This is a genomic window from Paenibacillus sp. J53TS2, from assembly GCF_018403305.1.
In the GTDB taxonomy this organism is placed as follows: domain Bacteria; phylum Bacillota; class Bacilli; order Paenibacillales; family Paenibacillaceae; genus Fontibacillus; species Fontibacillus rhizolycopersici.
Map to the genome: position 1 here is coordinate 34,126 of NZ_BOSK01000007.1, position 25,064 is coordinate 59,189.

The following is a 25,064-nucleotide window of genomic DNA, read 5'->3' on the forward strand; positions in this document are numbered from 1 at the left end:
TCCCATCATCGCGATGATTTACCAAACAGCTTCAGCGCCTCCTGCGCCTCCTGCTTATCCATCCCCCCTTGCCCCCTACCGCTTCGGAATTTCTCGCCGTAATAGCTCGCAAGCTCCACCGTCCGAATCCATTCCACCGGTTCGACGACATAGGCCTCCGCACGCCCGCTCTGGTTGACATCGCCAATCCAGCCCTCCAATGGAGCCAGCGGAACCAGCCGTTCTAAAGCTACGCTTACTTTACGCATGAGCAGCCGGTTGTCGTAGCGCATCTCCCCGCTAAGGCCCTTAGGCACTTCAGCTCCTGTCCGACTTAGCTTCCGAACCGGGAGCGACTGCCCTGCCTCTCGATCTTCCGCCGGCAAATTCAGCTTGGCGGTCCCGCCTTCGCCGTTCCAGTCAAATACAGCCTGCAGCATACCGTCATCCCCTAGGCGCCAATAGAGGGGATCGTACTCCCCTTCGTCAAAGGCGCCAGTCAAACTGTCCTGATGGCTATTCTCCCAGTTGTAAGCCGTTCGCTCCGCTGCAACGGTGGCAGCCTGACCCAATAGCACATGTTGATACAGGTAGAGGCAGAAGAACAGGAGAATGAGCACCGTGTAAAAAACCATCGGAAGCACCAATGAGGCTTCGATCGTAAAGCCCCCGCGTTGATCACGCCATAGGCCCATAATTACTCTCCGTCCATGAAGTCTTCGGTCTTTGACTTGGCTTTCCCAAGCAAGCTCTCGACGATGTCTCTCAACTGATCTCGGAAAATCACTGCAATTATGACGATCACCGCGATAATTAAGATCATTTCTAGCATTCCCAGCCCTTCTTCATTGCGCCATGCCCCTTTGATTTCCTTGCGAAATGCAGTCAACATGTTGATTCCTCCTCTGCTCGAATTTACAAATTCATAATCATAAACGCCGGTGCGCCCACCAGAATCAGTACCGCCATAAACAGCAGCACCATGGGGAAAACCAGCTTGGACGATGCCTGCTCGCCCAGCGTTTTGCCGACGGCTTTGCGTTTCTCCCAGAGCGAATGGGACAAATCTCGCAACGCCAGTGCAAAATCTTCTCCGCCGCGGCGGTAGTTTAAGAGAACCGCCGTAGCAAACGCGGAGACCTCCTGAATACCGCAACGTTTGCTGAAACCTTCCAACGCTTGCTGAAACGAATCGCCCCCTTCCCATTCCTTTTGCATTTGTAGCAGCTCCCTGTATAAAGGATGGTTGGCTTGCTCCCGCTTGCGCTCCAGACATAGCTTAATCGCTTGCTGAACCGTTGAGCCTGCGCCAACCAGCAGCACGATCTTGTTCAGCAACTCGGGCAGTTCAAGCAGAACGAGCTGCTCTCGTCGTTGTACCTTGCGATGGAGGTCGTTAATCAGCGCCATCGGCATCAACACGGCTAACAGACCCCCGATCAGCAAACCGCTGGCACCGCCGCTCAGCAAGGTCATCAAGCACCCGAAGATGAGAAATAGATGACCGTACGTGAGCGCTTCTGCCAACAACAACAAGGTCATTTCACCGCTGCGCCGATTCCCGCAGATTTTCTGCACGGCACGCTGAACCTTAAAGAAAAAGCGTGGAAGTCGCTGGGACACTTTGATCCGCTCCAAGAGCAGTAGCATCGGCGGCGATAGGCGCACGAGCCTTAACCCTTCCATGGTTAATCCCTCATAACTGCGGTAAAGTAACCGGGACTTCCAATAGGCATATAGCCAGCTTCCGCCTATGGCGGCCAGCAGCAATCCCGCGACCAGCAGGTACATTGGCAAAGGCCCCTCCTCTATAGCCGAATATCGATGATCTTTAACATCAGCCAAGCACAAACTGCATACAACAACAAAGCCAGTCCCGAGATCAACAATCCGACTCCCTGATGCAGCGGAAGCATATAGTCCGGGGAGGTCATCTGCATAAACAATAAGAACAAAATGGGGGCCGCCAGCATTGCCTTGGCTTCGAACCGTTTTTGGGCAATCATCACGCCAATTTCCTGACTGATTTCCAGCTTCTCGCCGATGAGGTTCGAGGTGCGTCGGACAACTTCAACCAAATCTCCGCCTGAACGCTTGCAGGTCGTAAATACATCCGCAAAGTTGTCGATATCCTCCAGTGCGGCCCGACGGCTGAAATCGAGTAGCGCTTCCTCGACCGGCTGTCCGTAATCCATACGTGCGCAGATGATCGCAAGCTCTCGCATGACATCGTTGTCCCCATCGGGATATAGAAGCTTTAAATCGTCGATCGCTTCGCGAAAGCCGTTCTCTACCGAACGACCAGAGGCCAAAGACGAAGATAACGAATATAATGCCTGCTTAAAATGCAGGCTCAGGTTCTCCCTTCTCCGGTGCAGTAAGTAGCTGCTCCAATATTTCGGCGCATACACGCCGCAAAGCGATAAGAGAAACGCCAGCGGGACCACCCGGAAGAAGACATAACCCAAGGCATAGAACACAGCTCCCCCAACCAACATGCAAATGCCCCTTTGCTGTGCAGACAATGGATATACTCGATAATCCGCTAGTTTCGCCGGATTATCGGCAGCAATGAATCCAACCCTCCATTTCTGCAGATTTGCCCGCCTTTTTAGCAACGAAAACCCTCCCATCCTAACTCTGCATTAATTGAAAGGCATACCCGCCATGCGCAGCTTGTCCGTATGTATTAACCCCGTATCGCTGCTTTGCAGCTTGCCAACGATTCGACCGTTTTGTTCCCCTTCTTCCCGAAAAGTAAATAAGGGCTGAAGTACCACCTCCCCTTCCTGCAGACCAACGACCTCGGAAATTTCCGTTACTCGGCGCGAACGATCGCGCAGACGCGACAAATGCACGAAAACGTCGATGGACGAGGCGATTTGCTGCCGAACGACCGGAAGCGGTAATTCGGCTCCGCTCAGCACCATCGTTTCCAGCCGACTGATCATATCCGCAGTGCTGTTGGCATGCCCGGTAGAAAGACTGCCGTCATGGCCGGTATTCATCGCCTGCAGCATGTCCAGTGCCTCAGCTCCACGCACCTCACCGACGACAATTCGGTTGGGCCGCATCCGCAGCGAGGATCGAATCAAATCGCGGACGGTAATTTCACCCTTCCCTTCCGTATTCGCATTCCGGGTTTCGAGCGATACTAGATTCGGTACCGTGACGATCTGCAACTCGGCCGAATCCTCAATCGTGATCACCCTCTCATCGGACGGAATAAACTGGGACAAAGCGTTCAAAAATGTCGTCTTTCCTGAGCCCGTTCCACCGCTGATAAAGATGTTATATTTGCTTCGAACAAGCCGTTGCAGCAGCTCCGCCGCTTCCTCGCTAAGCGAACCGATCGAGACTAATTGCTCCATCGTTAGCGGTCGTTCCGGAAATTTGCGAATCGTCATCGTCGGTCCCTTTAAGGCGACAGGCGGCAGAACAATATTGACCCGCGATCCGTCCCGAAGCCGAGCATCAACGATCGGCGACGATTCATTCACCATCCGATTAACGCCAGATACGATCGTTTGGATGATGTCCTCCAAGCGTTCCCGGGATTCGAAGCGGACAGGAATCCGCCTAACCTGCCCCTCCCGTTCAACGAATATCTCCTCATGGCTGTTAATCATAATTTCCGTGACGCCGCGATCCTCAACGAGCGGTTGAAGGACGTCGAGTCCTCGAAACGAATCGTACAGCCTGCGCACCCATTTCCGCTTCTCAGCCGCGGTCGCTCCGCTCAAACGCCGGTCATCAAGCACGCGCCGCTCGATAAAGTCGAGCAGTTGGTCGTCGTTCAAGACGGAGGTGACGTCCAGTCCCTGGCGGATTTCACTGCGCAGCGCCGCAAAGTCCGCTTCCTCCATCACTTATCCCTCCAGCGCCAGCGTGATTGGCCCCTCGCCATGGAGTTCGCTGCATAGCCGAATCATATCGCGTTGATAAAGAGGGGAGTACAGCAAATCCCCTTGGCGGTTGCCTTGACTCCAGGCGGGAATGTGGGATAACGTTGCCTGAATTTTCAAATCCGGCCTTGGCAAATCCACAGACCGCTTCCCCGTATAACGATTTAGTACAAACCGGGCTTTCCCCAGCAGCGACCGGTAAAAATCTGGACGGGTGCGTTCAAGATGAGCCAGCCAGCCCCCGGTTTTGCGCATCACTCCCCAGTCGTCCGTGACGATCCATACAACACGATCAGCCCGCTCCAGGACCGCTTCCGTACGGCCGTCCGGAAAGGAATCCATATCCACGATCACCGAGTCGTACAAACCGCTGCCTGCGATGTACTCGAGTAACTCCGACGTATCCTTGCGTTCCATTTCCAGCAGCTCGTTGAGATTGTCCGGGGGAGCAAGCGTGTCCCCTTGCAGGACGGGATGCCTGTAGGCGTAAGCAGATATCGGAAACCGCGGCGGCTCCCGCCGGTCATCCGCCGCCTTCAGATCGTACAACAGCCGGGCCAACCCCGCCTGCCCCTCTCGTAAGCTCTGTCCGGCATGGGTCAGTTCACTGCCGATCGTCTCCAGGTTGAGGTAAAACACCTTTCCCCCTTCCGTCGCCAGCTGCCGAGCCAAATGAAGCGCAACCGTCGTCTTGCCGCAGCCGCCAACGGTAGAGTAAACCCCGATGACGATTGGCCGTCCGCGGGAAGGCATCGATGTCCCAAAGCCTCCTCGAACAAGCTCGACAACCGAAGAAAGCAACTGATGCAGCGGTTGATACTTCTCAATACAAAGGCCGTTGGCTCCCGTGAGATTGCCGTCTTCCCCCAGCTGAATGCAGCAGAGTCCAGGCCGCTTCAGCGGATCAACCGCCTCAAGAAATGTCGCATCCCCCAATATCGCGTCGATGTCCCCGCCGGACTCCAACACATATTGGGCAAATGCCTCCTTTCGGCTAAATGCCGTCACCACCAAACGCCGATCAAACTCGCTTGCATGCACATACCGCAGAAACGGGTCGATATACTCCTCTTCTTGCACGGCCAGCACCAATTTAATCGGAACCATGATCCACCCTCCTTCTTCAATGGAACGAAAACAAAAAAGCACCGCCCAAAACCCGAATGAAAATCGGATCATGGACGGTGCTACCGTTCCCGTATTCCTTAAATTTACAGTAAGAATATCACAAATATGGATCGCAGACAAGATTTTTTTATAGATTCAACGCCTCTACCCGTCCTCCAAAAACCGCTCCTTCAGCTCACGGGTCGGAACCAGGCAGGCCTCGTCCTTCCCAAACCAGCGGTAACGATGCTTCGCGACGAATTGATACGCCGCATCCCGAAGGCCTCGCGGGACGATGATCAGCACATATAGCAGCGGCCAGGGATACCGTAAACCTCTGGCTATACGCAGTGCCGCCGCCGAGCGGGTATAGGGAGTCCCGTGTTCAATCAAAACGACGCTGTCCAGCGCTTCCTCACGTGCCCCCGCTGCTTTCAGCAACCGGCTGCCGGCAGGCGATTGCAAGGAAGCAAAGCGGAATCGCCCTACCGGGTCACGCTTGATGATAAACTTGACGGCTCCTTGGCATAAATGACAAACCCCATCGAATAAGATGACGTGCCCTTTCCATTCATTTGGCCCCTCAGACACGCTCTAGCCCCCTCTCCTTGCGGCTTCGACGCTGCTCCTAAATGATATATAAGAAAAAAGCACGGGAAATATCCCGTGCTTGCCGTCGCCAGATGGCAAAAGCGATTACTTGGACGAAAGCTTGTCGAGCCACTGTCCTTCTACCATTTGACGGTTAATTTCACCCGAAAATTTCTCCATGCATTGGCAAATGAAGTCTTTACGGCAGACCGGGCAAGGTGTCTTTTGCAGCCTGCTGACGTTGGTTAACCGCCATTCGGGATTACGGTGGTAAAACACGCGGCACGCCGTACCGTCGGCCATATTCACGATAAACTCATACAACCCGTCCTTATCGTTGCTGCCGGCCTTGGTTACATTTACAACATTCGGTCTGTAGGACATGTTATCACCCATATTATCAAATTTCTTTCCAGAGCGAAGCTCTTTTAGTACTTAGTCATATTAAATAATTTTTATCAGCATGTCAACTTGAAAACCCGCCCAAACGGCCTGATCCGGCGCATATTGTGCAAGATGTCTATTAGAATGTGCAAATCTTCCCCGCCCCATACACCCAGACTACGAAAAACAACCTTGCATAACCAAAAAAGAACCTCCCGGAGTTTCCGAGAAGTTCTTTATCGGCTTCAATGATGCGGTCGAGAGGACTCGAACCTCCACGGGCGTACGCCCACTACCCCCTCAAGATAGCGTGTCTGCCATTCCACCACGACCGCGATTCTAAAAGACGAACATGAATTATTATATCTTCGTAGTCATGAAAAGTAAAGTGGAATTATTTGTCCCTCCGCCCGGCCTTCAGCCTCCGGTAACGGGTAAACTCGATGTACTCCCGCACGAAAGCCCGCTCTGATTCAGTCAATGAGCTCGCAAACAAATTCCAATCTTTTTCGATGGAGACATATTCCGTTCTTTGGTCTTGCACCAATTCGGCCTGTTTCTCTCTTCCGGTCATGAGCCAGTCCAGGCTGACATCAAAAAACGCGGCGATTTCAATCAATTTATTCGTACTCGGCGTGGACTTGCCGCGCTTCCAGTCCCCGAGATTTCCTGTACTGATCCCAAGTTCTAGGCAAAAGGCTTTTTTAGTCATACCGGCGTTTTTGATCAGCAATTCGATACGTTCGTAAATCGACAACTTCTCTCCAACCTTCCTAACAAACATTAATGACGCAATTAAGTTATTTTTTTCATTGTAGAACGACGCATATACGTATATAATAGAGTAAGATACCGCGATACTATTCCATGAGGCTAACATACGCCTATATCTTAACACAGGGCCGACAAGTACTTAATAGGTCGGAAGACTGCCCTTATTTCATGACAGGAGCGCACCCGCCGTGAAAGAGAACCTGCGTTGGAAAGAACCCTATCATTCGTTAAATCAAAGCGTTGCGATCCTAGACCCTAACGGAACGATCGTCTCCGTCAATCGGACCTGGGCCAATCGAGCCTCTCAACTTGGCGTTGCTCCCGAATGGGGGCGGCCCGGTTTGAATCTATTTCAGTTTTTTCAGCATGGCCCCCATCATCTTACTTATTTTAACGTCCGCCAGCTGCTGGAGCAATTTTCGCGTATTTTAAATGGGGATACCAAGATATTTGCCTTTGAATTCAAGGCCCCAACCACCGAAGAGGAACTATGGTATCTTGCCGAAATGACCCCTTATGCCGAAGAGGCATCCGCCCCTCCCCATGGAATCGTGATCACCTGCACCGACATCACCCGAATGAAACGTCAGGAAATTCAAATGCAGCATGATTTGGCTCATATTCGAACGCTCCGGGGGCTGTTGCCGATTTGCGCCGTATGCAAGAAAATTAAAGACGAAAGCGAAATGTGGAGCACCATCGAAGCCTACCTTATTAAGCATACCCACGCCGAATTTACCCATGATATTTGTCCGGATTGCATTCGAGCACTATACCCCAAATATTCTTCGATCCTGGATCTGCCGCCCCAGTCGGAATAACCTGCTCACACTTAACGTATCGTTCTTTCTACTTTGGCTTTGGTCGGGGCGGGATTCATCCGCCCCTTTCTCACTCGGCTGATCTGCTGCCCTAACGTAGCACCGACCAAGCCTCCGGCGATCAGGCCGACACCCCCAAGCTGGAGTAACGCCGCCAAGGTAGCGAGCACTGCCCCGCATCCCGCGGCGGCCATAAACGGCAGCGTGCGTTTCCCCCCGGCAAGCAGGGCGATGAAGAGTGCCGGCAGCGCGAAAGTTAACACCTCAGCCAGCTCTGCGGTAACAAAACCGCCCAGCCCAGTGCCCGCTGCTGTACCTGCCACCCATGATCCATAAATGGCCATAGCGAAAGTAATATAATAGGAAGGCGATATGATGTCCCCTTGCGCTGCCCGGCTCGAAGTCACTGCAAACCCTTCGTCCGTAAGACCCATCGCCGCCAGCCACTTCCCGGATTCCCGCCAATTCGCCAAATAAGGCCCCATCGTCGCACCATACAGAACATGACGCATGCTTAACAGGAGGAGTGTCGTGATGATTGTAACGGGGGCTGCGGCCGAGGCGAACATGCCTAGCAACATAAACTGAGCTCCTCCCGAGAAAATCCACACCGAGCTGAACACGGCGATTCCTCCCTGTAACCCTCCCGCTGCAGCGAGCACGCCGTAAGTCATGGACAACGGAAAATAAGCTAACATGATCGGGAACGCATCCCGCAAAGCCAGTTGGATTTCTTCTCTTTGATACGACCGATTCATTCGGTTCATGAACGCCATTCCCTTCCCTCTAATGGGTACTTTTCCATCTACCCTAACCAGGTAAGAAAGCCGGCATAAAACAAGACGCCGGCAGCCACGGTTAATAGAAGCCGTCGTGACCACCAGGCAATAATCATCGTAGGAATTGCTGCAAACAGCATCGAATTATCTACTAGCGGAATCCACTTCCCGTCTTTGAGCAGCAGAAGCGGTCCAATCAGCGCGCCTAGCACGGCAGGAGACACATAGGACAACCATTCCTTCGTCGATTCAGACCATCGGACACGGCTCCCTAATACTAAAGAAACTGCCCGCAATAAATAAGTTCCTGCTCCAATCAGAATAATAATCCAAAGCTGGGTTGCCACGTCTTGATCTCTCCTTGACCTGAAATGCATTTCATAATCTATACTCTAGAAAAACAGACAACACCCCCAACGATGGGCTAGGAGGAAACTACCATGAAATTGATTGCCGTGGATTTGGACGGAACATTGCTCACCTCGGACAGCCGCCCGAGTCCCCAAGGCTTGGACGCCATTTCGCATGCGGTAAGCCAGGGCCATACTGTAACGCTCTGCACCGGGAGAGCTAGCTTTGACGCCCGACATTTAACCGGAGAGCTGTCGATCCCGATCATTGCTTCGAATGGAGCGGAAGTTTTCGACTCGAAAGGAAAGCTGCTGCGGGAAACGCCAATTGACCCAAGCGCTGCCGCGGAGGCCATTCGTTATCTATTGAAACAAAATGTGTATTTCGAAATCTTTTGCCCGGAAGCCATTTATTCGCCTTCCGACGGCGAGCAGAAACTGCTGGCTGAAATGGATATTCTCGTTAGCGCGAATCCGGAGGTCGATCGGGATCAGCTCTGGGAGAGCGCCAAAATCCAGTTCGTCCAATTTGGTTTCCGGGGAATCGACCAACCGCTACAATTGCTTGAGCAGGGCCGTCCAATATATAAACTCTTGGTTTATACCTTCAACGCAGACAGGCTGAACGAAATTACGGAGCATTTCAACGAGCAACCGCAGGTGCATACCACTTCCTCTGCTAACCACATCGTTGAGGTTATCGCGAAGGAAACCGATAAAGGAAGCGCCTTGCAATTCCTCGCAGGCCAGTTGGGAGTGGACATGTCCGATACGGTTGTCATCGGAGACAGCTACAATGACATCTCGATGTTTGAAACCGCAGGAACCAAAATTGCGATGGGCAATGCGGTGGAAGAGATCAAGCGTCTGTCCACGATGACCACCCGATCCAATAACGATCATGGGGTCGCCTACGCCATTCGATCCTTGCTCGAAATCTAGCCCCTTGCTCACGGCTGCAGGTATGAAGAAAGAACCTTGCTAACCGCAAGGTTCTTTCTTACTGGGATGCGGTCGAGAGGACTCGAACCTCCACGGGCGTACGCCCACTACCCCCTCAAGATAGCGTGTCTGCCATTCCACCACGACCGCATATTCAATTTGAAAATCCTAAAATCGAATGGTGACCCGTAGGGGATTCGAACCCCTGTTACCTCCGTGAAAGGGAGGTGTCTTAACCCCTTGACCAACGGGCCACAATCTAACCGTCGCTTTGAGGCAGCGACAAAAATGAGTATATCAAAAAGCGATGTACCTTGCAACCCTTAAATTATTGACATAAGCTTACAAATCCTGCCATTCTCTTTCATCTACTATTGGCTTTAATCGCCAGAAATCCCTCCGGATCACCGGAGGGATTTCTACATTCACAATTATACTCAACGGAGAGAGAGGGATTCGAACCCTCGCACCGCTTACGCAGTCTAACCCCTTAGCAGAGGGTCCCCTTATAGCCACTTGGGTATCTCTCCAAGAATGAAATGGCTCCCCGAACAGGACTCGAACCTGTGACAACTCGATTAACAGTCGAGTGCTCTACCAACTGAGCTATCGGGGAACAGTCTTAAATAACGAGAACATGAATTAATTTATCACGCTTCCGCGGCAAAGTCAAGATTCATAGCGCTTTCGAGCCCCTTCCTTCTTTCCCCAATCCTTTTAGTGTCAGGGAAATCGCAAATGGAACTCACAAGGACAAGCCAAGCAAAAAAAGGGTTGCATTCTGTTGGAAATTCAATAAAATAAACATAACGTTAAATAAATTTTAACGTATGATTATTTTTAAAGGATGGGTGCTCATGAGTCAAGAGGTGCGGGTCAAAAGTCAACCATTTCCCGGGTTTAGAGAACTGGCGGTTTACAAATCGTTTATGTATCTTCTACTGGCCCGTGTGATTTCCCGATTTGGGGATTCCGTCGATTCCATTGCTTACAGTTGGATGGTATACATGCTCACCGGCTCCAAACTGTTGATGGGTACTTTGTTTGCGCTCAATTTCATACCGAACATAGCCTTCAGTTTTTTTGCAGGAACGCTGGTGGACCGCTGGTCCAAACGAAAGGTCGTCGCCATTACTTATCTGGGACGCGGCCTGATCGTTTGCTTCACGGCTTTGCTCTATTGGCAAGGCTGGCTTGTCCCCTGGCATCTTTATGTGTTGACGCTACTCACCTCAACGCTGGAATGCTTCGCATCTCCTGCCGAACTGGCCCTAGTTCCCCAATTGCTGCCTAAGGAAAAACTGCTAAGCGGCAATTCCTTTAGCACCTCCGCCTCTCGGGCGGCTGAATTAGCAGGAATGGCGGCCGTTGGCGGCATCATTGCGAGCTTTGGAATCTCCACGGCCATCCTGATCGACGGGCTTACTTTCACCATCGCCGCTGCTTTCATCCTGCTGATCCGAGCGCCCCGACAGACTTCGCCTGAACCTCATCATAACGCCGCGGAAAGCAAAAGCTCCTTCTTTCAGGAACTAAAAGCAGGGTTGCTGTATCTCAAATCCAATAAGCTGCTCATTACCATCGTCATGGCTGCGGCCTTCGTTAACTTCTGCTTATCGCCGTTTAACGTGCTGAATGTCGTCTACGTGGATGAAATCTTAGGTTCGGGCCCTGTCGGCTTAAGCTTAATGGGGATTAGCTTGGTCTGCGGAACCATTGTCAGCGGATTATGGATAGGCAAAAGAGGTGCTGCCTATAAAAAAAGCCGGCTCATCTTAACCGGATATCTGCTGCTTGGCCTCAACTATGCGCTGATGTACTTACCTGCGGTCCTACCGATTCAACCGCTGGCCATGGCCACGTTGTTCAGCTTTGGGATAGGTCTGTCCGTCTCGTTATGCAGCACGCCTTCTACCACCTATTTTATGGAAACGGTGCCGAAGGAGCTCCTTGGCCGCGTGGGGGCGCTTTACGGAATGGTGTGTACTTGTGCGATACCCGCGGGGAGTGCCCTCGCCGGTATCCTGGGGGAATGGGTGCAAGTCCACCTGCTGTATGTGAGTTTTGGTATTCTCTTGCTGGTTCCCGTTTTTATGTTGATGAAACAGCGAAATTTCATGGAGATCTGATCCGATCATGCTTTGCGCAATTTATAGGCCCGAGCTATACTTAAAATAAGTGACGGTCAACCGTCTTATGTTCGGGTAGGGGGCTTACAGGTGAACGAGGCGAAGGAATTGAAAACGCTGGAGGACATTCGGATCTATTCCGACCCATATCGTCTTCAAATCCTGGATACATTCAAGCAATTGAATCGTCCAGCGACGATGAAGGAAGTGGCGGATACGATGGGCGAAGTTCCGGCTAAAGTCTATTATCATGCCAAAAAGCTAGAGAGTATCGGTCTCTTGCAGCTCGTGGACACCAAGGTTATTAATGGCATCACCGCGAAATATTATGAACCTTTTGAGGGCGCCATTCATATTAAGAAGAGCTACTTCGACGATTCGCTCAAGCAGGTCGCTTTAACAGAAACCGAGAAGCTGCTGAGCAATTTATACGACGAAAGTAAGAAACGTTTTTTGAAATCCTCTCGCTCCGATACGTCTTCCGGGCAGTTAAGCAACGATCACGTGTATTTGACTCCGCAGGAAGTTGAGGAATTTCAAGCGTGGATCACGGCGTTTCTAAAAAAACACCAGTCCAAAACAACCGAGGATAGTAAGCAATACGAAATTTTTACAACCATAGCAAAAAGCAGTGAAACCGAAGACTGAAAATAAAAAGAACCATCGTCTCCGTAAGGGGAAGCGTGGTTCTTATATTTTTGCCGATGAAGTTGTTCCTGCTTCGTTTTCGTCTTTCGGGTTCGCAGATCTTGAAACGCAAACGGGCTGCGGCTGAGTTCCGGGCTGCGTTTTCCTTCGCGGATGAGCTTTTGCCGCTGCTTCTTGGCTTGGGATTGAGCCATCTTCAATCACTCCTTATGTCGTTTGATCTAAGTATAACACATCCTTAGCCGCCGGATAACGTATATAGGCGCAGTCGGCCGGCGCATTTCCCGCAGCGGTACCGGTTCGGATCGACGCGGCGTTTCCGCAGATACTCCATCCCGCAATCCGCGCACACCAGCTTGTAGCGGTGCGGTAAGACCTTCCGTTGCTTGCTCCCGGGTAAAGAATGGCAGTACCGGCTGCCGCCGACTTTTTGAAGCAGGGCCTTAAAGTCCGCGTCGCGATGCTGATACCCTCGTCCCGCCAAATGCAGGTGGTAGTGGCATAATTCATGCTTGATGATGCGCTCGACTTCCTCCTCTCCGTAGGTGACGAGCTGAGCGGGATTAATTTCGATATGATGGCTTTTCATAAAATAGCGGCCCCCTGTCGTTCGGAGCCGGCTGTTAAACCGGGCTTGGTGCCGGAAAGGCACGCCGAAGGATCGCAGCGAGATTTGCTCGATCCAGGCTTGCAGCTGCTCATCCGTCATCGTCCTCTCCCCTTCCTGTTGTCGTGAGTGCTAGAAATCTGCTAGATTCATTACTTGAATTTTAACTTCTCCTTACGCTACACTGTCAAGTAGGATGGATAGAAAAGGAGAATCGCAAGCATGTCCCTAATGAGATACGTTATTTTGCAGCAAGGCCCGGATCTAGTTTTCGTAGAAATGCCCCGCGACTATGCCTACCAGCTCAGCGCTTTGAATCTGCGGCTGAACAAGGAAATCGATAAATTGACGGCCTCTGAGATTCCGTCGCTGCCGCGTGCAATTGCCGAATGCGACCAGCTCGATCTCCTGCAGGAATCGTTGCAGACCACGAGCGGTCTGGATTATATCAACGGACTGGAGTCCGCCTTTTCCGCAATCCGCGAGGAAAACTACCCCCTGATCTCGCTGCTCACCGAAATCCGCGCCCTCCAGGCTCAGCTCGAGCAATGGTACGAGGAAGAAGGCGCGTAGATTCGTTTCGTACCGCTTAATAGATCCAACCCAAGCCGACTGGACTAGCTGCTCATTGCGATGAGGGCCGTTCAGCCGGCTATTTATGTTGTGAGATTCCGGCATCCCCATCCCCGTTGGTGCCGCGTTGCTCCTCGTAGATCTAACGTCGTCCCGATGAGGCAACGTTGCTCCTCGCGAGCCTACGTCGTTCCTTGTAGCCTACATCGTTCCTCGCGAGCCTACGTCGCTCTAACGGAACGTAGAGACCTTATTCGCTCATTTCCCGACGATTTCCCGCTGTAACGGAACGAAATGACCTTATTCAACCAATTGGGCAGCTATTTCTCTGCTTTTGCCGTAAATAGGGTCTCCTCGTTCCGTTAGAATCGGAGCATGCCCCGTTTCGGGCAAATAGCGTCTCTGAGTTCCGTTAGAGTCACGTGAGCAGCGGAGGGCCCGGCTGAATTCAAGATTCGACGCCGAATCCGCTCCTCCGATTCCCCTTCGTGATCAAAAGCTGGAATTTTAGTTTCCGTTTCAATGAAGACTAAAATGCAGGCTTTTCAGCACCGAGAAGGTTGCGTAAACCCGAAGAAGGAGGAGCGCAGTGTAGGTGGAGCCTACATGAGCACCGTACTTCGAGGGTGAGCGCAAGATTCGACGCCGAATCACCACCTCCGATCCCGCTTCGTGATCAAAAGCCGGAAATTTTAGTTTCCGTTTCAATGAAGACTAAAATGCAGGCTTTTCAGCACCGAGAAGGTTGAATGAAGCTAGGGACTGAGCAGCGCAGCGTAGGTATAACCTACGTGAGCAGCGGAGGGCCCGGCTGAATTCAAGATTCGACGCCGAATCCGCTCCTCCGATTCCCCTTCGTGATCAAAAGCCGGAAATTTAGTTTCCGTTTTATGGGGGACTTGCACGGATTGGGGAAATGCCCCATACCCTAACCATACCAATGGGTTACCGGAGGAGGGGATACGCTTGCCGAACTGGCTCAGCAATCAGATCATGCGTGCCTTTAACAAGAGAGATCGTCGTCAGATTCGTCTGCTCAACGATTGTTGGTTTTTTTACTACAGTCGCCGAAACAGCCACACTGACAACACCAACCCGATGCAATAACGGCTGATCCAAAACACAAGGGGCGGCTCCACCGCGGCATGAACGCCAACTTTGGAACAGCCCCGTATTCTCGTTATATGCTAGATTTGAATTTCGCTTTAGTCACTGCCAATCACCAGCGCATGAAACTCCTCGTCCCAAACGACGAGATAATCGAACGCATCGATTAGAAACCGGGACTCCACGTAGAACTTCCCGCCGATCCGCAGCACACCTGACTGCCGGGCTGAAAACGCCACTTGCCACGTCCCTTTTTTAAGAGAGAGCTCCTCCCGATCTTCAGACCACGTCACCTGTGCGCCCCACGCTTCAAACAGCTCCCGCACCGGTAAATAGATGTGCTCCTGTCGAGTGATAGGTTGCGCAGCTCCTGAAAATCGGACAAGCTGGCCGTCAAACCATACCTGAAGCTGGTCCCGGGCGGGCTCTAGATCGACGGTATCCAGCAAATCAACGCCGCTGCGCAGTACGGGCAGCGCATCTGCACTCACCTGAATCTTCCGAACCACACCGCCGGTGGCATCACTCATGTAAAGTTCTCCAGAGCGATAGGTAAGCCCGTAAGGTTGTGCGGGCCCTGCTGACATCAGCGATTCCGCGGGTTGCTCTGACAAGCTGCCGGTTACTGGGATCAGCGTTTCCGCGTTGCCAACATCCAGCGTAACCACACGTCCGGTTGGCGTAATGGCGCGTACTCGATGGTTCAGACGATCGGCTACATAGAGGATCCCGTCGCCATAGGCCAAACCCGTCGGACGGTTAAACCGCGCTTGATCCCGTTCACCGTTGCGATAGCCGCCGCTCAAGTAACCGGTGTCGCGATCGGGCTGCCCCGGAACCCCGACATAGGTCGCCACAACGCCCGCCCGGATATGGCGGATGACCTGGTTACCGCTGTCGGCGACATATAGCCCGTTATCTCCCCAGGCCAGTCCAAGCGGCTCGTTAAACCGGGCCGACGAACGGGCTCCGTCCGTATAGCCGCCCTTCTCCCCTGGTTGCCCAGCCCACGTACTCACCGTACCATCCGGAGCAATTCGGCGTATCACGTGATTAAGCGTATCCGCCACGTATAGATTTCCTTCCCCATCCAGCGCGAGTCCTGTCGGATTGTGAAATTGTGCCTCCTTCGCTGCTCCGTCACGATACCCCGCTTCACCGGTTCCGGTAAAAGTATATACTGTGCCGTTTTTGACTTTGCGGATGACCTGATTGTCTGGATCGCTGACATAAACGGTACCTCGGTTGTCACTGATGAGAAAGGCCGGACGTTTAAACAAGGCTTGGCCAATCGAACCATCCCTGTACCCTCCATTCTCCGTCTCCGTCGCCAAACCGGTGTAGGCTGTCCAAGCGGTTCCGTCCCATGCCAAAATCCGTTTGGCACCCGCGTCGGCGGCCAGCAGCGTTCCATCGGAAGCAAAGGCAAGGCCCGTCGGCTCAATCATCTTATCCGTAACGCTAGAAGCCAGCGCCCACCCTACCGGGATGGGGCTTAATACACTACCAGACAACCCAATCAAGAGCCCCGCGCTCAACAACGCAGTTCGAACACTGAATCGCACGGCCTTCATTAACATGTCTAACCTCCTCCCGATCTAACTTGCAAACAATCCATATCTTTAATTCTCAACCGTAATCTTGATTACCGCATGATCCAAGACATCCAGATACTCAAATGGGATCTGAAGAAGATACTCTCCCGGATCCAACGTATTCAAGAAAGCTTGTCTCAACGTGAACCGCAGCTGCGAACCCTCATTCTCCGCGCTGAAGTCCTGTAGCGGCATCAAGATTTGTGGTTGCGCGCCCATCGGATCGGACAGCACCGTATCATAATCGTCGTCCGGTCCAAACGCATCTCCGAGGCCGTTTACGAGCCAGACGAGATCCCCGGGCTGCGATTTGCTGTAGGTCACTTGTTCGCGGTCCGCATGCGGTTTCACCTCGGATGAGAGCTCGATAAGCTGCTGCAAATCACCGGTATTCGGGTTACGGAGTAATCCATCCTGAATATAGAAGGTGATCTCCGATTTAAGCTCGAGGAATCCATCCAGCTTAATGATCAGACGGTTTCCTTCGATACTCAAGCCGGATGCATCAATTGGACGAGGATGATCCGGATCGTAGGCTACCGCATTAGTTAATGTAATCGCCGATTCTACCGGATCAGGCGCCCCAGCCCCCGTATTAAATTCGATTGGCATCGTAAACGGGATGGAGAGGGTGGACAAATCCCAAACCAAGGAGTAAGGCTCATTCCCTATCCGTTCCATATCCACCTCTGGCGGTTGAGGCAAGCGGGCATGCAGCTCAATCATCGGCATATGAAACCCAGAGGCAAAAAACAGCTTCAGCCCCAAAGATTCGATCCCGTCCTCAATGCCCTGCATATAAGAAGCCCGGATAACCAATACCGTCTGATCGGAATTGGATCCCGCCGCCACCACGTAATCTGCGCCTTCCACCAGGTCCGTTTCTGTGTCGGCCCGCATCACCCTCGTAATCCGATCTCCGTACAGCTTCAACACGATGCTAACATCGATGCGCCGTTCCGGATCCTGTTCAAATTGCGGCACGGAAATGACCGTGGGGTTAGTTGGAGCTGGGTCATGCCCACCGCTCGAATTACCGGAGGGAGTCAATGATCCCGGTGAGCCAACACCTTCATCTTCAAACCGAATGACCGCAGTAGCTGCAGTTCTCCCGCCCTGCCGGTCGCTGAGCTCCTCTTCCGTTTTCCGTTCGATGGTTCGCTGCAACAATTCCAGCACCTCGGGCAAGGTCCCCCCGGCTGATTTCAGATCTTCATAATGCTGCTCCAAAACAAACAGCGGAAGATCTCCCCAATCAAGCGCTTCGACCGCTCCGGTGCCATCAGCCGTCCGCCGAAGCTGCTCCCCAGGGCGAACCGTGACCTCGGCAGTCGCCTCTGCCAAGATTGCTCTTCTTACCGCAACACGGCCTTCTAGGACGCCAACGTAGGTCTGTGCCTGTGCATATCCGACGATAAACTCTGTACCCATTACGCCCATCACGGTGGTTGGCGTTTTGATTTCAAAACGTGAATCTTCGGTCAGCTTCTTCTTCACTTTGATCAATACGCTGCCCTTTTGGAGAGATAAGCTCGTCTTTCCCTCCATCGCCTTGGCGCTTTTCACCAATTCATGAATCATCAGCTTCGTATCCGGTCCAATGTATACCAGCTTGTCGCTGTCCAACTCCAGCTCAACGCGTCCTTCCTCGCCGGTGAGCAGTACGTCGCCTTCGGTTACAGCCATATTTTTCACGGCCTTGAACTTCTTCTCGCCGCCCTTGTTCACCACGGCACTGCCGGAGACGTCCAGAATTTTCCCCATTTTCTTCGTGTCCTTTGCCATCGCCGCCCCCGGCGATAGCAGCGTCACTGCCAGCACCAGAGACAGCACGATCCTGATGAATTTCAAAGTAAACCCTCCACTTCGTAAGCCACAATTTCCTGCTCTTTACCTTTGAGTTGATAGAAGCCGGATCTTGAGACGGCCACTCTTCCTTCAATCTGCACATAAACGGCCTCGCTGAGCAAAATCCGTCCCGGCTTAGCCCGACTTTCCAACCGTGCCGCCGTGTTCACCGTATCTCCGATTGCAGTATAATCCATCCGTTTCCGCGAACCGATGTTCCCAAATACCGCCGGCCCTGTATGGATGCCTATGCCAAACGAAATCTCACGGTTCAGCCTCGCTTTCCACTTGCTTTCCAGCTCCGCTGCACCTTTCTGGATTGCTAATGCCGCCTGTACGGCTTTGAAGGCATGATCCTCCTGTTCCAGCGGCGCATTAAATATGGCCATTGCAGCATCCCCGATAAACTTGTCCAACGTTCCTTCGTACCTAAATATGCAGCGCGCTGCCAAATCCAGATACTCGTTGACGACCGAAACGATCTCCTCCGGTTCTGATGACTCGGATAAGGACGTAAATCCACGGATGTCAACGAACATCACCGTCAACGTGCGACGGACACCCCCAAGCTTTAAGCCATCCCTTCCGGCCGATAAAATCTGGTTGACCACTTGCGGGGCCACATATCGTCCAAAAATCTCGGTCACTCTCCGCCGCTCCGTCCATTCGTAAAAATAGCGCAACAGCAGCGCCGCTAAATAGAATGCACCCAGGAATATCAGCGGATAACCGATGGAAATCAGCAGACCTTTGTCATAAAGCCATCTCCCGCCAGCAAGCAACAGGGCAGTCAATACGGCAAGCATCAGCAGTGAATAAGCGGGATGTACCAGACGAAAGAAAACATAGGCAGCGGCACCCATGACAAGCAGCAGCAATGCATTCCAATGCCATTCCACCGTTTTCTTATCGTTGTTCTCTAACAGGGCTTGTACGATATTGGCGTGAATCTCCACGCCGTACATAGGGGTATGATGATCCAGAGGAGTGACGTAGTTGTCTTGGAGGGAAGCTGTATACGGCCCGATCATCACGATCTTGTCAGCAAAATAATCGGCGGGAATATCACCTCGCAACACGGAGGCATAGGAAAACATCTCATATTGTCCAGGAATGCCGGTAAACGGGACGACAAACCGCCCGAATTCGTCTACTGGCGGCGATTCGAGGGGTCTCATTCCTCCGGACGGATTTCGATCCTGCACATGCGTGGCATACAACCGGTAAATCTCCCACGCCATATGGTTAACCGCTCGGCCTTTATACTCGAAACGAAGCAGGGAACGACGTACGATCTGATCCTGATCGGCCATCACATTAATATGTCCTACGGCAGCGGCTGCCTCACGCAAAGCGTCAAACGGGTCAGCTAGCGTCAAAGCCTGGACCACCCCCCGCTTCTGAAAAGGCGGAAAGGTGCCATAGGTAGGCAGAACAACATTTCCAGCCTTCGAAACCGCCTCAACCCACGCCGCATCTTCGCCAGGTGACGAAGACGGCACCTGAAAGGTCAAGTCAAACGCGACAACGGCCGGATGTCCGGACGATATTCGATCCAACAGCTCGGCATGAACGCTACGCGGCCAAGGCCATTGTCCAAGTGAGCGTATACTTTCATCATCAATACCGATCAGAACAATTCTCGAGTCGGCGAATCCCTGCCTCTGGTAAACCCGGTCCTCTACCCATGAATCCAAACTGCTTGGGTATCCCCGATAAACTAGAAACAAGGCGATGCCGATCAGCACGCCCCAAACGGTAAACAATCTGCGCCTCACACATTCACTTCCCGATTGATTGTCATGGTTCCAATTTAAGAATAACACAACTTTTGTCCTAGTCTTCGATTTTTTTGGATAAATCTCCTCCGATCTTCAAGCCTGCCCGGAAATGGAAAGCCAGCGAATCCGGTTCGCTGGCTCGGTAATGCGATTAGGAATGCAATTCTTCGCAAGAATGCAGCACGACGACATCCCGCTTCATCGATAAGTCCAGTTCATACGGGGAGCGTACTCGGGTACCGTCCGCCTCCCGAAGGATGCGTACGACCGGGCGATGTGCGAAGCCATTGGCATTGGACGCAACCTCCGCGATCTGACCATTGCTCAGCTTGATGAGCGTAGAGACCGGGAACAAGGAAATATGCTTGACGAATTGCTTGACGAGCTCTGCATCGAAATACCGCCCCCCGGCCCCGAACAAAAACTCGATCGCCTCGTTTTCCGTATAGGCCTGCCGATGATATCGCGGCGAGGTCAAAGCATCAAAGACGTCGGCCATCGCCACCATCTGCGCCATTTCGGGGATTTCTCCACCCGACATCCGGACAGGGTATCCGCTGCCGTCGTAACGCTCGTGGTGCAGCAAGGCGCATTTAGCCGATTCGGTCGAAACCCCGTCAAGCGCCATCATGATACGATAGCCTTCGATTGCATGGTTCTCCAGCGTCTTCCGCTCTTCCTGAGACAGTCTCCGTTTTGCGCGGATTAATGATCGCGGCATGCGAGTCATGCCAATATCGAACAAGAGCCCCCCCACCGTCAGGTCCAGCAGCCTGGCGTTATCGAACTGGCGGGAAACCCCCAGCATGGCGGTCAGCTTCGCCACATTCAATGAATGATCAAAGAGCCGCCGATCGCATTGAAGCATCAACGCCAGTTGGTCGATCAGCTTGGCATGCGAGGAAATATCGCAGATCATGCCGCGAAACAACCGCTTGAATCGTTCCTCGATCAAGGGCGTCGAAAGCCGGCCCTCTATATTTTCCGGTAACGTTAACGCCACTAATTCCTCCATCGCTTGTTTTCGAACCCGCGGATCCGGGACGTCCGTGCCGTCCATTGCATCCGCAGCTAATGCAGCGGCCCCACCTGACAACGAGATGAAATGATTCTCCTCAAATTCAGTCCTTGCCTGCCCCGGAACCTCCCGCACAAAAACCGAGGTAATGCCAAGCTCCTTAATCCGCTTAATGTAAGCCTCCGTAAACATCGTGCCTTCCTCCAGTATCGATAAGCCCGTACGGCTCAGTACGGCTCTTCCCAGAACGTCGCCCGGCTTCAACAACTCCACACGTATCGATTTCATACTCCAACCCCCTATATTTCTACCTTCTCCGATCCGATATTTCGAGATGGAAGGAAAACTGTCGAATCATCGCGAATGTAATGCTTAGGGACTACTTTATCAGGATAAAATCCAAAATTTTGTAGCCCAAGCTACAAAATATGAAAAAAGTCACTGTTTTTCGTGTTTCGATCCCGAAACCCTGCTGCAAGAAATGGGTCTTTCGGTCCGACGCCATTTTTGACCAAAGGAGGCAAGCTGATGAACGATTTCGAACTCATCCGACGTTTTCCGTATTTCGAGCATTTGGATCCCGTGGATCTAGCCAAAATGGCGCCGCTGTTCATCACTCGGGAATACGATAAAGGGACTACGATTTTTTGGGAAGAGGAGGAAGGGGACGAGCTGTACCTGATCCAATCCGGCCTCATCCATATTTATCGAAACGACGAGAATCGGGAAATTATCTTATCGGTGTTGAGTGAAGGGGATTTCTTTGGGGAGATGGCATTGCTGGAGAGCGTGCAGTTGCGATCCGCTTCGGCGCGGACGATTGAGAAATCGCTCCTTTATGTGTTGAAACGGCGGGATTTCATCGGCTTGCTGCAGCAAAACCCGCTGATTTCCTTGAAAATCCTGGAGACGACGCTCGGACGTCTGCGGAAGGCGAATGAGCTGATTATGGACCTGACGTTGCTGGATGCCCGTACCCGGATTGTGCGAACGCTGCTGCGCTTGATGGAGCAGCACGGCACACCGAAATCGGACGGCATTCTCATTGCCTTTAAGCTAACGCACCAGCAGCTTGCCGACATGTCCGGCACCGTACGCGAAACGGTGACCAAGGTGATGCTGGATCTGCAGTACAGCGAACTGATCCGGGTTGACAAGAAAATGATCCTCGTCCTCGCGCCGGACAAGCTCCGGCAATCCGCCGGACTCTAGAGCTTGGGAACGTATCGCAAAAAAGAGCCGAAGCCGCGAAACATTTCGCGGCTTCGGCTCTCTTTTTTTACTACCTTACATTACTGTGCCTTCACTTCGGCAGGGCCTCGCATCGTCAAACCAACCCGCCCCTTCTTGATATCCACGTTCAGCACCCAAACGGTCACATTGTCGCCGACGGAAACGACGTCCATCGGATGCTTTACGTACCCGTTGCTCAACTGGGAGATATGCACAAGCCCATCGTTTTTGATCCCGATATCAACGAAAGCACCAAAATCGATGACATTACGTACGGTTCCCTGCAGCTCCATGCCCGGGACCAAGTCCTCGATCTTCAACACGTCGGTACGGAAGATCGGCAGCGGCAGCTCCTCGCGTGGATCGCGTCCTGGGCGCTGCAGGCTTTCGAGAATGTCGCGCAGCGTTGGGACGCCAACCTCGAGGCGAGGCGCCAGCTCGCCGGGATCCAGCCCAGCCAGCTTCTCATTCAGCTCCTTGGAGCCCAACTGATTCAAAGAAACGCCCAGCTCCGCAAATAGTCGGGTCACCACGTCATAAGATTCCGGGTGAATCGGCGTCTTATCGAGCGGATGCTCCCCTCCGTCAATCCGCAGGAAGCCGACGCACTGCTCGAACGTTTTGGCGCCGAGCCGCGGCACCTTCTGCAGCTGTTTGCGGCTCTTGAAACGCCCGTTCTCTTCGCGGAATTTAACAATGTTCTTCGCCGTAGTCGCGTTAACGCCGGACACGTAGGACAAGAGCGCCGGGGAAGCGGTATTCACATCCACGCCGACGTGGTTTACAGCCGATTCCACGACGTTCTTCAAGCTTTCGTCAAGATGCTTCTGGGAGACGTCATGTTGGTATTGCCCAACACCAATCGCCTTCGGCTCAATCTTGACCAGCTCTGCCAGCGGATCTTGTAGCCGCCGCGCGATGGAAGCCGCGCTCCGCTCCGCGACGTCCAGATCCGGAAATTCCTCCTGCGCCAGCTTGGAGGCGGAATAGACGCTCGCCCCCGCTTCGTTGACGATCAGGTACGCCAGCTCACGGTCCTTGCCCTTGCGTTCGGCGATGACCTCGGCAACGAACTGTTCGGTCTCCCGCGAAGCGGTGCCGTTGCCAATCACGATCAGCTCGACGCCGTATTTGTCGATCAGCTCGTGGAACTTGGCCGCCGCCTCCCGTTTCTTGTTGTTCGGCGGCGTCGGGTAAGTGACCGCCACCTCCAGCAGTTTGCCGGTGTCGTCGACAACGGCGAGCTTACAGCCGGTCCGGTAGGCCGGGTCAACGCCAAGCACGTTCTTACCTCGAACCGGCGGCTGCAGCAGTAAGCTGCGCAGATTGCCGGCGAAGATCGATATCGCCTGGGCTTCGGCTTTCTCCGTCAGCTCGCCGCGCACCTCCCGCTCGATCGACGGGGCGATCAGGCGTTTATAAGCATCGTCGATCACCGCGCGCAGCACGTCCTCCGTTGCGGAACGCCCGCGGATGACCTGGCCGGCGATGTAGCGGCAAATCGCTTCGGCGTCCACTTCCAGCGACACCTTCAGCACGTTCTCCCGCTCGCCGCGGTTCATGGCGAGGATGCGGTGGGACGGCATTTTTTTCGCGGCCTCCCGGTAGTTGTAATACATCTCGTAGACGGATTCCTCTTCCGGCGTCTTCGCCTCGGACACCATCAGCCCGTGATCCATCGTATATTTGCGGACCCAAGCCCGAATGACGGCTTCGTCTGCCACTTGTTCGGCCACGATATCCATCGCGCCTTGCAGCGCCTCCTCGGCCGTATCCACGCCGTTTTCGATCCCGGCAGCCGCCGTGAACTTCGCCGCTTCCCCCAACGGATCGCCCTGCTTCGGCTGCGACAACAGCCATTCCGCCAGCGGCTCCAGCCCTTTCTCCTTGGCCACGCTCGCCCGGGTTTTCCGCTTTTGACGGTATGGTCGATACAAGTCCTCCACTTCCTGCAGCTTTACCGCCTTCCCGATAGCCGCCGCCAACTCGTCCGTCAGTTTCCCCTGCTCGTCGATGATTCGAATGACTTCCCGTTTCCGCTCCTCTAGATTGCGGAGATATTGCGTCCGCTCCTCGATGTCGCGTAGCTGGTTCTCGTCGAGTTCTCCGGTCATTTCTTTCCGGTAACGAGCGATAAACGGAATCGTGTTGCCTTCGTCCAATAGCCCGATCGTCGTTCGTACCTGCTTCAGCGATAATCCCAGCTCCTTGGCGATTTGAACGATGATCCGCTCCTGTTCCCCCGTGTCGGCCGTACCTTGTACCGCTGTTCCGTTCGTCTCCGTTTGCGCCATGGCAGAATCCCTCTTTCATTCAAAAAATTGCGATTGTTTCTATTATCACAAACTTTGCACGCCTTTTCCAGCGTGTCCGGACGATCACCTCCGGGGAAAAACAAAGAAACACCGCGCCTTAAGGCAGCGGTGCTTAGTTTCGGGCAATTTAAAACGTGCTGTACGTCGAATCAAACGTTGTGGCATATACCAGAACCGCGATGATCGCGATCACGATAATGATGCCGTACAACACCGTGCCAACGATGCCGCAAACGAGGCCGGCGACACTAAGTCCCTTGCCCTGCTCGCCCGTGCGTTTGATCTCTTTGAACGACAGACTGGAGAATACAATAGCGACGATCCCCAGAATAAAGCCTACATAAGGAATGACGATCGATAAAATGCCCAACACCAGCGACACGATCGACTTTCCGTTCGTTTTTGCCGGCGCCGGCGGTGCCGACGGCGGATATTGACTGAAGGTGGAATAGGAATAAGGCGTTTCAGACGGACGTTGATCCATGAAAAAAGGTTCCTCCCCGGAAAATGTTACATTTATTGTACTTGATCGTAGCAGATGACGCCATGATATATTTTTTCGCAAACCCCGGCTTTAT

The 25,064-nt window shown here is 53.0% G+C and carries 25 protein-coding genes and 5 tRNA genes; 7 read left to right on the top strand and 23 right to left on the bottom strand.

Features of this window, described 5'->3' with window-relative positions; genetic code table 11:
* Positions 1–5: 5 nt before the first annotated feature.
* The 10 genes from KJS42_RS15875 to KJS42_RS15920 all read right to left on the bottom strand — a co-directional run bounded on the left by KJS42_RS15875 (position 6) and on the right by KJS42_RS15920 (position 6,750).
* Positions 6–674, bottom strand: coding sequence for a TadE/TadG family type IV pilus assembly protein (locus tag KJS42_RS15875; RefSeq protein WP_155606498.1), 669 nt, complete (start codon positions 672–674; stop codon positions 6–8).
* Between the two features lie 2 nt (positions 675–676).
* Positions 677–871 (bottom strand): Flp1 family type IVb pilin, encoded by a 195-nt coding sequence (locus KJS42_RS15880; RefSeq protein ID WP_155606497.1) that lies wholly within the window; start codon positions 869–871, stop codon positions 677–679.
* A gap of 23 nt (positions 872–894) precedes the next feature.
* Complete coding sequence (locus tag KJS42_RS15885) at positions 895–1,770, bottom strand: type II secretion system F family protein (RefSeq protein ID WP_213623419.1); 876 nt, start codon at positions 1,768–1,770, stop codon at positions 895–897.
* A 17-nt stretch (positions 1,771–1,787) separates the two neighbouring features.
* Positions 1,788–2,597, bottom strand: a complete 810-nt coding sequence (locus KJS42_RS15890; RefSeq protein WP_244868519.1) for a type II secretion system F family protein — start codon at positions 2,595–2,597, stop codon at positions 1,788–1,790.
* A gap of 27 nt (positions 2,598–2,624) precedes the next feature.
* On the bottom strand, positions 2,625–3,845 hold the full coding sequence (locus KJS42_RS15895; protein ID WP_213623421.1) for a TadA family conjugal transfer-associated ATPase: 1,221 nt from the start codon (positions 3,843–3,845) through the stop codon (positions 2,625–2,627).
* 3 nt (positions 3,846–3,848) lie between these two features.
* Positions 3,849–4,991 carry a nucleotide-binding protein gene (locus KJS42_RS15900; protein WP_193415503.1) on the bottom strand — a complete coding sequence of 381 codons (1,143 nt, stop codon included), beginning with the start codon at positions 4,989–4,991 and terminating at the stop codon, positions 3,849–3,851.
* Positions 4,992–5,156: 165 nt separating this feature from the next.
* Positions 5,157–5,582, bottom strand: a complete 426-nt coding sequence (locus KJS42_RS15905) for a thiol-disulfide oxidoreductase DCC family protein (RefSeq protein ID WP_193415504.1) — start codon at positions 5,580–5,582, stop codon at positions 5,157–5,159.
* A gap of 105 nt (positions 5,583–5,687) precedes the next feature.
* Complete coding sequence (locus tag KJS42_RS15910) at positions 5,688–5,966, bottom strand: hypothetical protein (RefSeq protein ID WP_155606492.1); 279 nt, start codon at positions 5,964–5,966, stop codon at positions 5,688–5,690.
* Between the two features lie 252 nt (positions 5,967–6,218).
* Positions 6,219–6,301 (bottom strand) — tRNA-Leu (locus KJS42_RS15915).
* 59 nt (positions 6,302–6,360) lie between these two features.
* The gene (locus KJS42_RS15920) at positions 6,361–6,750 is read right to left on the bottom strand and encodes a helix-turn-helix domain-containing protein (RefSeq protein WP_155606491.1); all 390 of its coding nucleotides are present in this window, start codon (positions 6,748–6,750) and stop codon (positions 6,361–6,363) included.
* Positions 6,751–6,928: 178 nt separating this feature from the next.
* On the opposite strand from KJS42_RS15920, the gene KJS42_RS15925 reads away from it, so the two are divergent.
* Complete coding sequence (locus KJS42_RS15925) at positions 6,929–7,561, top strand: PAS domain-containing protein (RefSeq protein WP_213623422.1); 633 nt, start codon at positions 6,929–6,931, stop codon at positions 7,559–7,561.
* Positions 7,562–7,572: 11 nt separating this feature from the next.
* Here the strand turns inward: KJS42_RS15925 and KJS42_RS15930 are convergent, their stop codons facing one another.
* Both KJS42_RS15930 and KJS42_RS15935 read right to left on the bottom strand, forming a co-directional pair.
* Positions 7,573–8,328 carry an AzlC family ABC transporter permease gene (locus KJS42_RS15930; RefSeq protein ID WP_244868520.1) on the bottom strand — a complete coding sequence of 252 codons (756 nt, stop codon included), beginning with the start codon at positions 8,326–8,328 and terminating at the stop codon, positions 7,573–7,575.
* Positions 8,329–8,366: 38 nt separating this feature from the next.
* On the bottom strand, positions 8,367–8,687 hold the full coding sequence (locus KJS42_RS15935; RefSeq protein ID WP_244868521.1) for an AzlD domain-containing protein: 321 nt from the start codon (positions 8,685–8,687) through the stop codon (positions 8,367–8,369).
* 93 nt (positions 8,688–8,780) lie between these two features.
* On the opposite strand from KJS42_RS15935, the gene KJS42_RS15940 reads away from it, so the two are divergent.
* Positions 8,781–9,632 (top strand): HAD family hydrolase, encoded by an 852-nt coding sequence (locus KJS42_RS15940; protein ID WP_213623424.1) that lies wholly within the window; start codon positions 8,781–8,783, stop codon positions 9,630–9,632.
* 67 nt (positions 9,633–9,699) lie between these two features.
* Here the strand turns inward: KJS42_RS15940 and KJS42_RS15945 are convergent.
* From KJS42_RS15945 to KJS42_RS15960, 4 genes are all read right to left on the bottom strand, one after another.
* Positions 9,700–9,782: transfer RNA gene (locus KJS42_RS15945), tRNA-Leu, on the bottom strand.
* Between the two features lie 29 nt (positions 9,783–9,811).
* Positions 9,812–9,886: transfer RNA gene (locus KJS42_RS15950), tRNA-Glu, on the bottom strand.
* 187 nt (positions 9,887–10,073) lie between these two features.
* Positions 10,074–10,162 (bottom strand) — tRNA-Ser (locus tag KJS42_RS15955).
* 10 nt (positions 10,163–10,172) lie between these two features.
* Positions 10,173–10,248, bottom strand: a tRNA-Asn gene (locus tag KJS42_RS15960).
* A gap of 241 nt (positions 10,249–10,489) precedes the next feature.
* Between KJS42_RS15960 and KJS42_RS15965 the strand changes: the two genes are divergently transcribed.
* The gene (locus KJS42_RS15965) at positions 10,490–11,761 is read left to right on the top strand and encodes an MFS transporter (RefSeq protein WP_155606487.1); all 1,272 of its coding nucleotides are present in this window, start codon (positions 10,490–10,492) and stop codon (positions 11,759–11,761) included.
* Between the two features lie 90 nt (positions 11,762–11,851).
* Positions 11,852–12,409 (top strand): winged helix-turn-helix domain-containing protein, encoded by a 558-nt coding sequence (locus tag KJS42_RS15970; protein ID WP_193415509.1) that lies wholly within the window; start codon positions 11,852–11,854, stop codon positions 12,407–12,409.
* Between the two features lie 238 nt (positions 12,410–12,647).
* Here the strand turns inward: KJS42_RS15970 and KJS42_RS15975 are convergent, their stop codons facing one another.
* The gene (locus KJS42_RS15975) at positions 12,648–13,118 is read right to left on the bottom strand and encodes a SprT family protein (protein ID WP_155606486.1); all 471 of its coding nucleotides are present in this window, start codon (positions 13,116–13,118) and stop codon (positions 12,648–12,650) included.
* A gap of 120 nt (positions 13,119–13,238) precedes the next feature.
* Between KJS42_RS15975 and KJS42_RS15980 the strand changes: the two genes are divergently transcribed.
* Together KJS42_RS15980 and cmpA are read left to right on the top strand one after the other, a co-directional pair.
* On the top strand, positions 13,239–13,589 hold the full coding sequence (locus tag KJS42_RS15980) for a hydrolase/acyltransferase (RefSeq protein ID WP_193415510.1): 351 nt from the start codon (positions 13,239–13,241) through the stop codon (positions 13,587–13,589).
* Positions 13,590–14,555: 966 nt separating this feature from the next.
* On the top strand, positions 14,556–14,696 hold the full coding sequence (cmpA, locus tag KJS42_RS15985) for a cortex morphogenetic protein CmpA (RefSeq protein WP_155606484.1): 141 nt from the start codon (positions 14,556–14,558) through the stop codon (positions 14,694–14,696).
* Between the two features lie 98 nt (positions 14,697–14,794).
* Here cmpA and KJS42_RS15990 read toward each other — a convergent pair whose 3' ends face one another.
* The 4 genes from KJS42_RS15990 to KJS42_RS16005 form a co-directional block, all read right to left on the bottom strand.
* Positions 14,795–16,276 carry a stalk domain-containing protein gene (locus KJS42_RS15990; RefSeq protein WP_213623425.1) on the bottom strand — a complete coding sequence of 494 codons (1,482 nt, stop codon included), beginning with the start codon at positions 16,274–16,276 and terminating at the stop codon, positions 14,795–14,797.
* Positions 16,277–16,318: 42 nt separating this feature from the next.
* Entirely contained in the window at positions 16,319–18,142 is a 1,824-nt protein-coding gene (locus KJS42_RS15995) for a FecR domain-containing protein (protein ID WP_213623426.1), read from the bottom strand.
* Positions 18,139–19,917, bottom strand: a complete 1,779-nt coding sequence (locus tag KJS42_RS16000) for a CHASE2 domain-containing protein (RefSeq protein ID WP_213623427.1) — start codon at positions 19,915–19,917, stop codon at positions 18,139–18,141. The genes KJS42_RS15995 and KJS42_RS16000 overlap by 4 nt, the downstream gene beginning before the upstream one ends.
* Before the next feature lie 154 nt (positions 19,918–20,071).
* Positions 20,072–21,226 (bottom strand): HD-GYP domain-containing protein, encoded by a 1,155-nt coding sequence (locus KJS42_RS16005; RefSeq protein WP_213623428.1) that lies wholly within the window; start codon positions 21,224–21,226, stop codon positions 20,072–20,074.
* Positions 21,227–21,466: 240 nt separating this feature from the next.
* Between KJS42_RS16005 and KJS42_RS16010 the strand changes: the two genes are divergently transcribed.
* Positions 21,467–22,150 (top strand): Crp/Fnr family transcriptional regulator, encoded by a 684-nt coding sequence (locus tag KJS42_RS16010; RefSeq protein WP_155606483.1) that lies wholly within the window; start codon positions 21,467–21,469, stop codon positions 22,148–22,150.
* A gap of 80 nt (positions 22,151–22,230) precedes the next feature.
* Here KJS42_RS16010 and KJS42_RS16015 read toward each other — a convergent pair whose 3' ends face one another.
* Together KJS42_RS16015 and KJS42_RS16020 are read right to left on the bottom strand one after the other, a co-directional pair.
* Positions 22,231–24,465 (bottom strand): Tex family protein, encoded by a 2,235-nt coding sequence (locus tag KJS42_RS16015; RefSeq protein WP_239483492.1) that lies wholly within the window; start codon positions 24,463–24,465, stop codon positions 22,231–22,233.
* A gap of 148 nt (positions 24,466–24,613) precedes the next feature.
* Positions 24,614–24,970, bottom strand: coding sequence for a DUF4190 domain-containing protein (locus KJS42_RS16020; protein WP_155606481.1), 357 nt, complete (start codon positions 24,968–24,970; stop codon positions 24,614–24,616).
* Between the last annotated feature and the right edge of the window lie 94 nt (positions 24,971–25,064).

Bases quoted from the DNA above. Each gene is read 5' to 3' on its own strand.
- KJS42_RS15875 (WP_155606498.1), bottom strand. From the start codon at position 674: ATGGGCCTATGGCGTGATCAACGCGGGGGCTTTACGATCGAAGCCTCA.
- KJS42_RS15880 (WP_155606497.1), bottom strand. From the start codon at position 871: ATGTTGACTGCATTTCGCAAGGAAATCAAAGGGGCATGGCGCAATGAA.
- KJS42_RS15885 (WP_213623419.1), bottom strand. From the start codon at position 1,770: ATGTACCTGCTGGTCGCGGGATTGCTGCTGGCCGCCATAGGCGGAAGC.
- KJS42_RS15895 (WP_213623421.1), bottom strand. From the start codon at position 3,845: ATGGAGGAAGCGGACTTTGCGGCGCTGCGCAGTGAAATCCGCCAGGGA.
- KJS42_RS15900 (WP_193415503.1), bottom strand. From the start codon at position 4,991: ATGGTTCCGATTAAATTGGTGCTGGCCGTGCAAGAAGAGGAGTATATC.
- KJS42_RS15910 (WP_155606492.1), bottom strand. From the start codon at position 5,966: ATGTCCTACAGACCGAATGTTGTAAATGTAACCAAGGCCGGCAGCAAC.
- KJS42_RS15920 (WP_155606491.1), bottom strand. From the start codon at position 6,750: ATGTTTGTTAGGAAGGTTGGAGAGAAGTTGTCGATTTACGAACGTATC.
- KJS42_RS15930 (WP_244868520.1), bottom strand. From the start codon at position 8,328: ATGAACCGAATGAATCGGTCGTATCAAAGAGAAGAAATCCAACTGGCT.
- KJS42_RS15940 (WP_213623424.1), top strand. From the start codon at position 8,781: ATGAAATTGATTGCCGTGGATTTGGACGGAACATTGCTCACCTCGGAC.
- KJS42_RS15965 (WP_155606487.1), top strand. From the start codon at position 10,490: ATGAGTCAAGAGGTGCGGGTCAAAAGTCAACCATTTCCCGGGTTTAGA.
- KJS42_RS15975 (WP_155606486.1), bottom strand. From the start codon at position 13,118: ATGACGGATGAGCAGCTGCAAGCCTGGATCGAGCAAATCTCGCTGCGA.
- KJS42_RS15980 (WP_193415510.1), top strand. From the start codon at position 13,239: ATGTCCCTAATGAGATACGTTATTTTGCAGCAAGGCCCGGATCTAGTT.
- KJS42_RS15990 (WP_213623425.1), bottom strand. From the start codon at position 16,276: ATGTTAATGAAGGCCGTGCGATTCAGTGTTCGAACTGCGTTGTTGAGC.
- KJS42_RS16005 (WP_213623428.1), bottom strand. From the start codon at position 21,226: ATGAAATCGATACGTGTGGAGTTGTTGAAGCCGGGCGACGTTCTGGGA.
- KJS42_RS16010 (WP_155606483.1), top strand. From the start codon at position 21,467: ATGAACGATTTCGAACTCATCCGACGTTTTCCGTATTTCGAGCATTTG.
- KJS42_RS16015 (WP_239483492.1), bottom strand. From the start codon at position 24,465: ATGGCGCAAACGGAGACGAACGGAACAGCGGTACAAGGTACGGCCGAC.
- KJS42_RS16020 (WP_155606481.1), bottom strand. From the start codon at position 24,970: ATGGATCAACGTCCGTCTGAAACGCCTTATTCCTATTCCACCTTCAGT.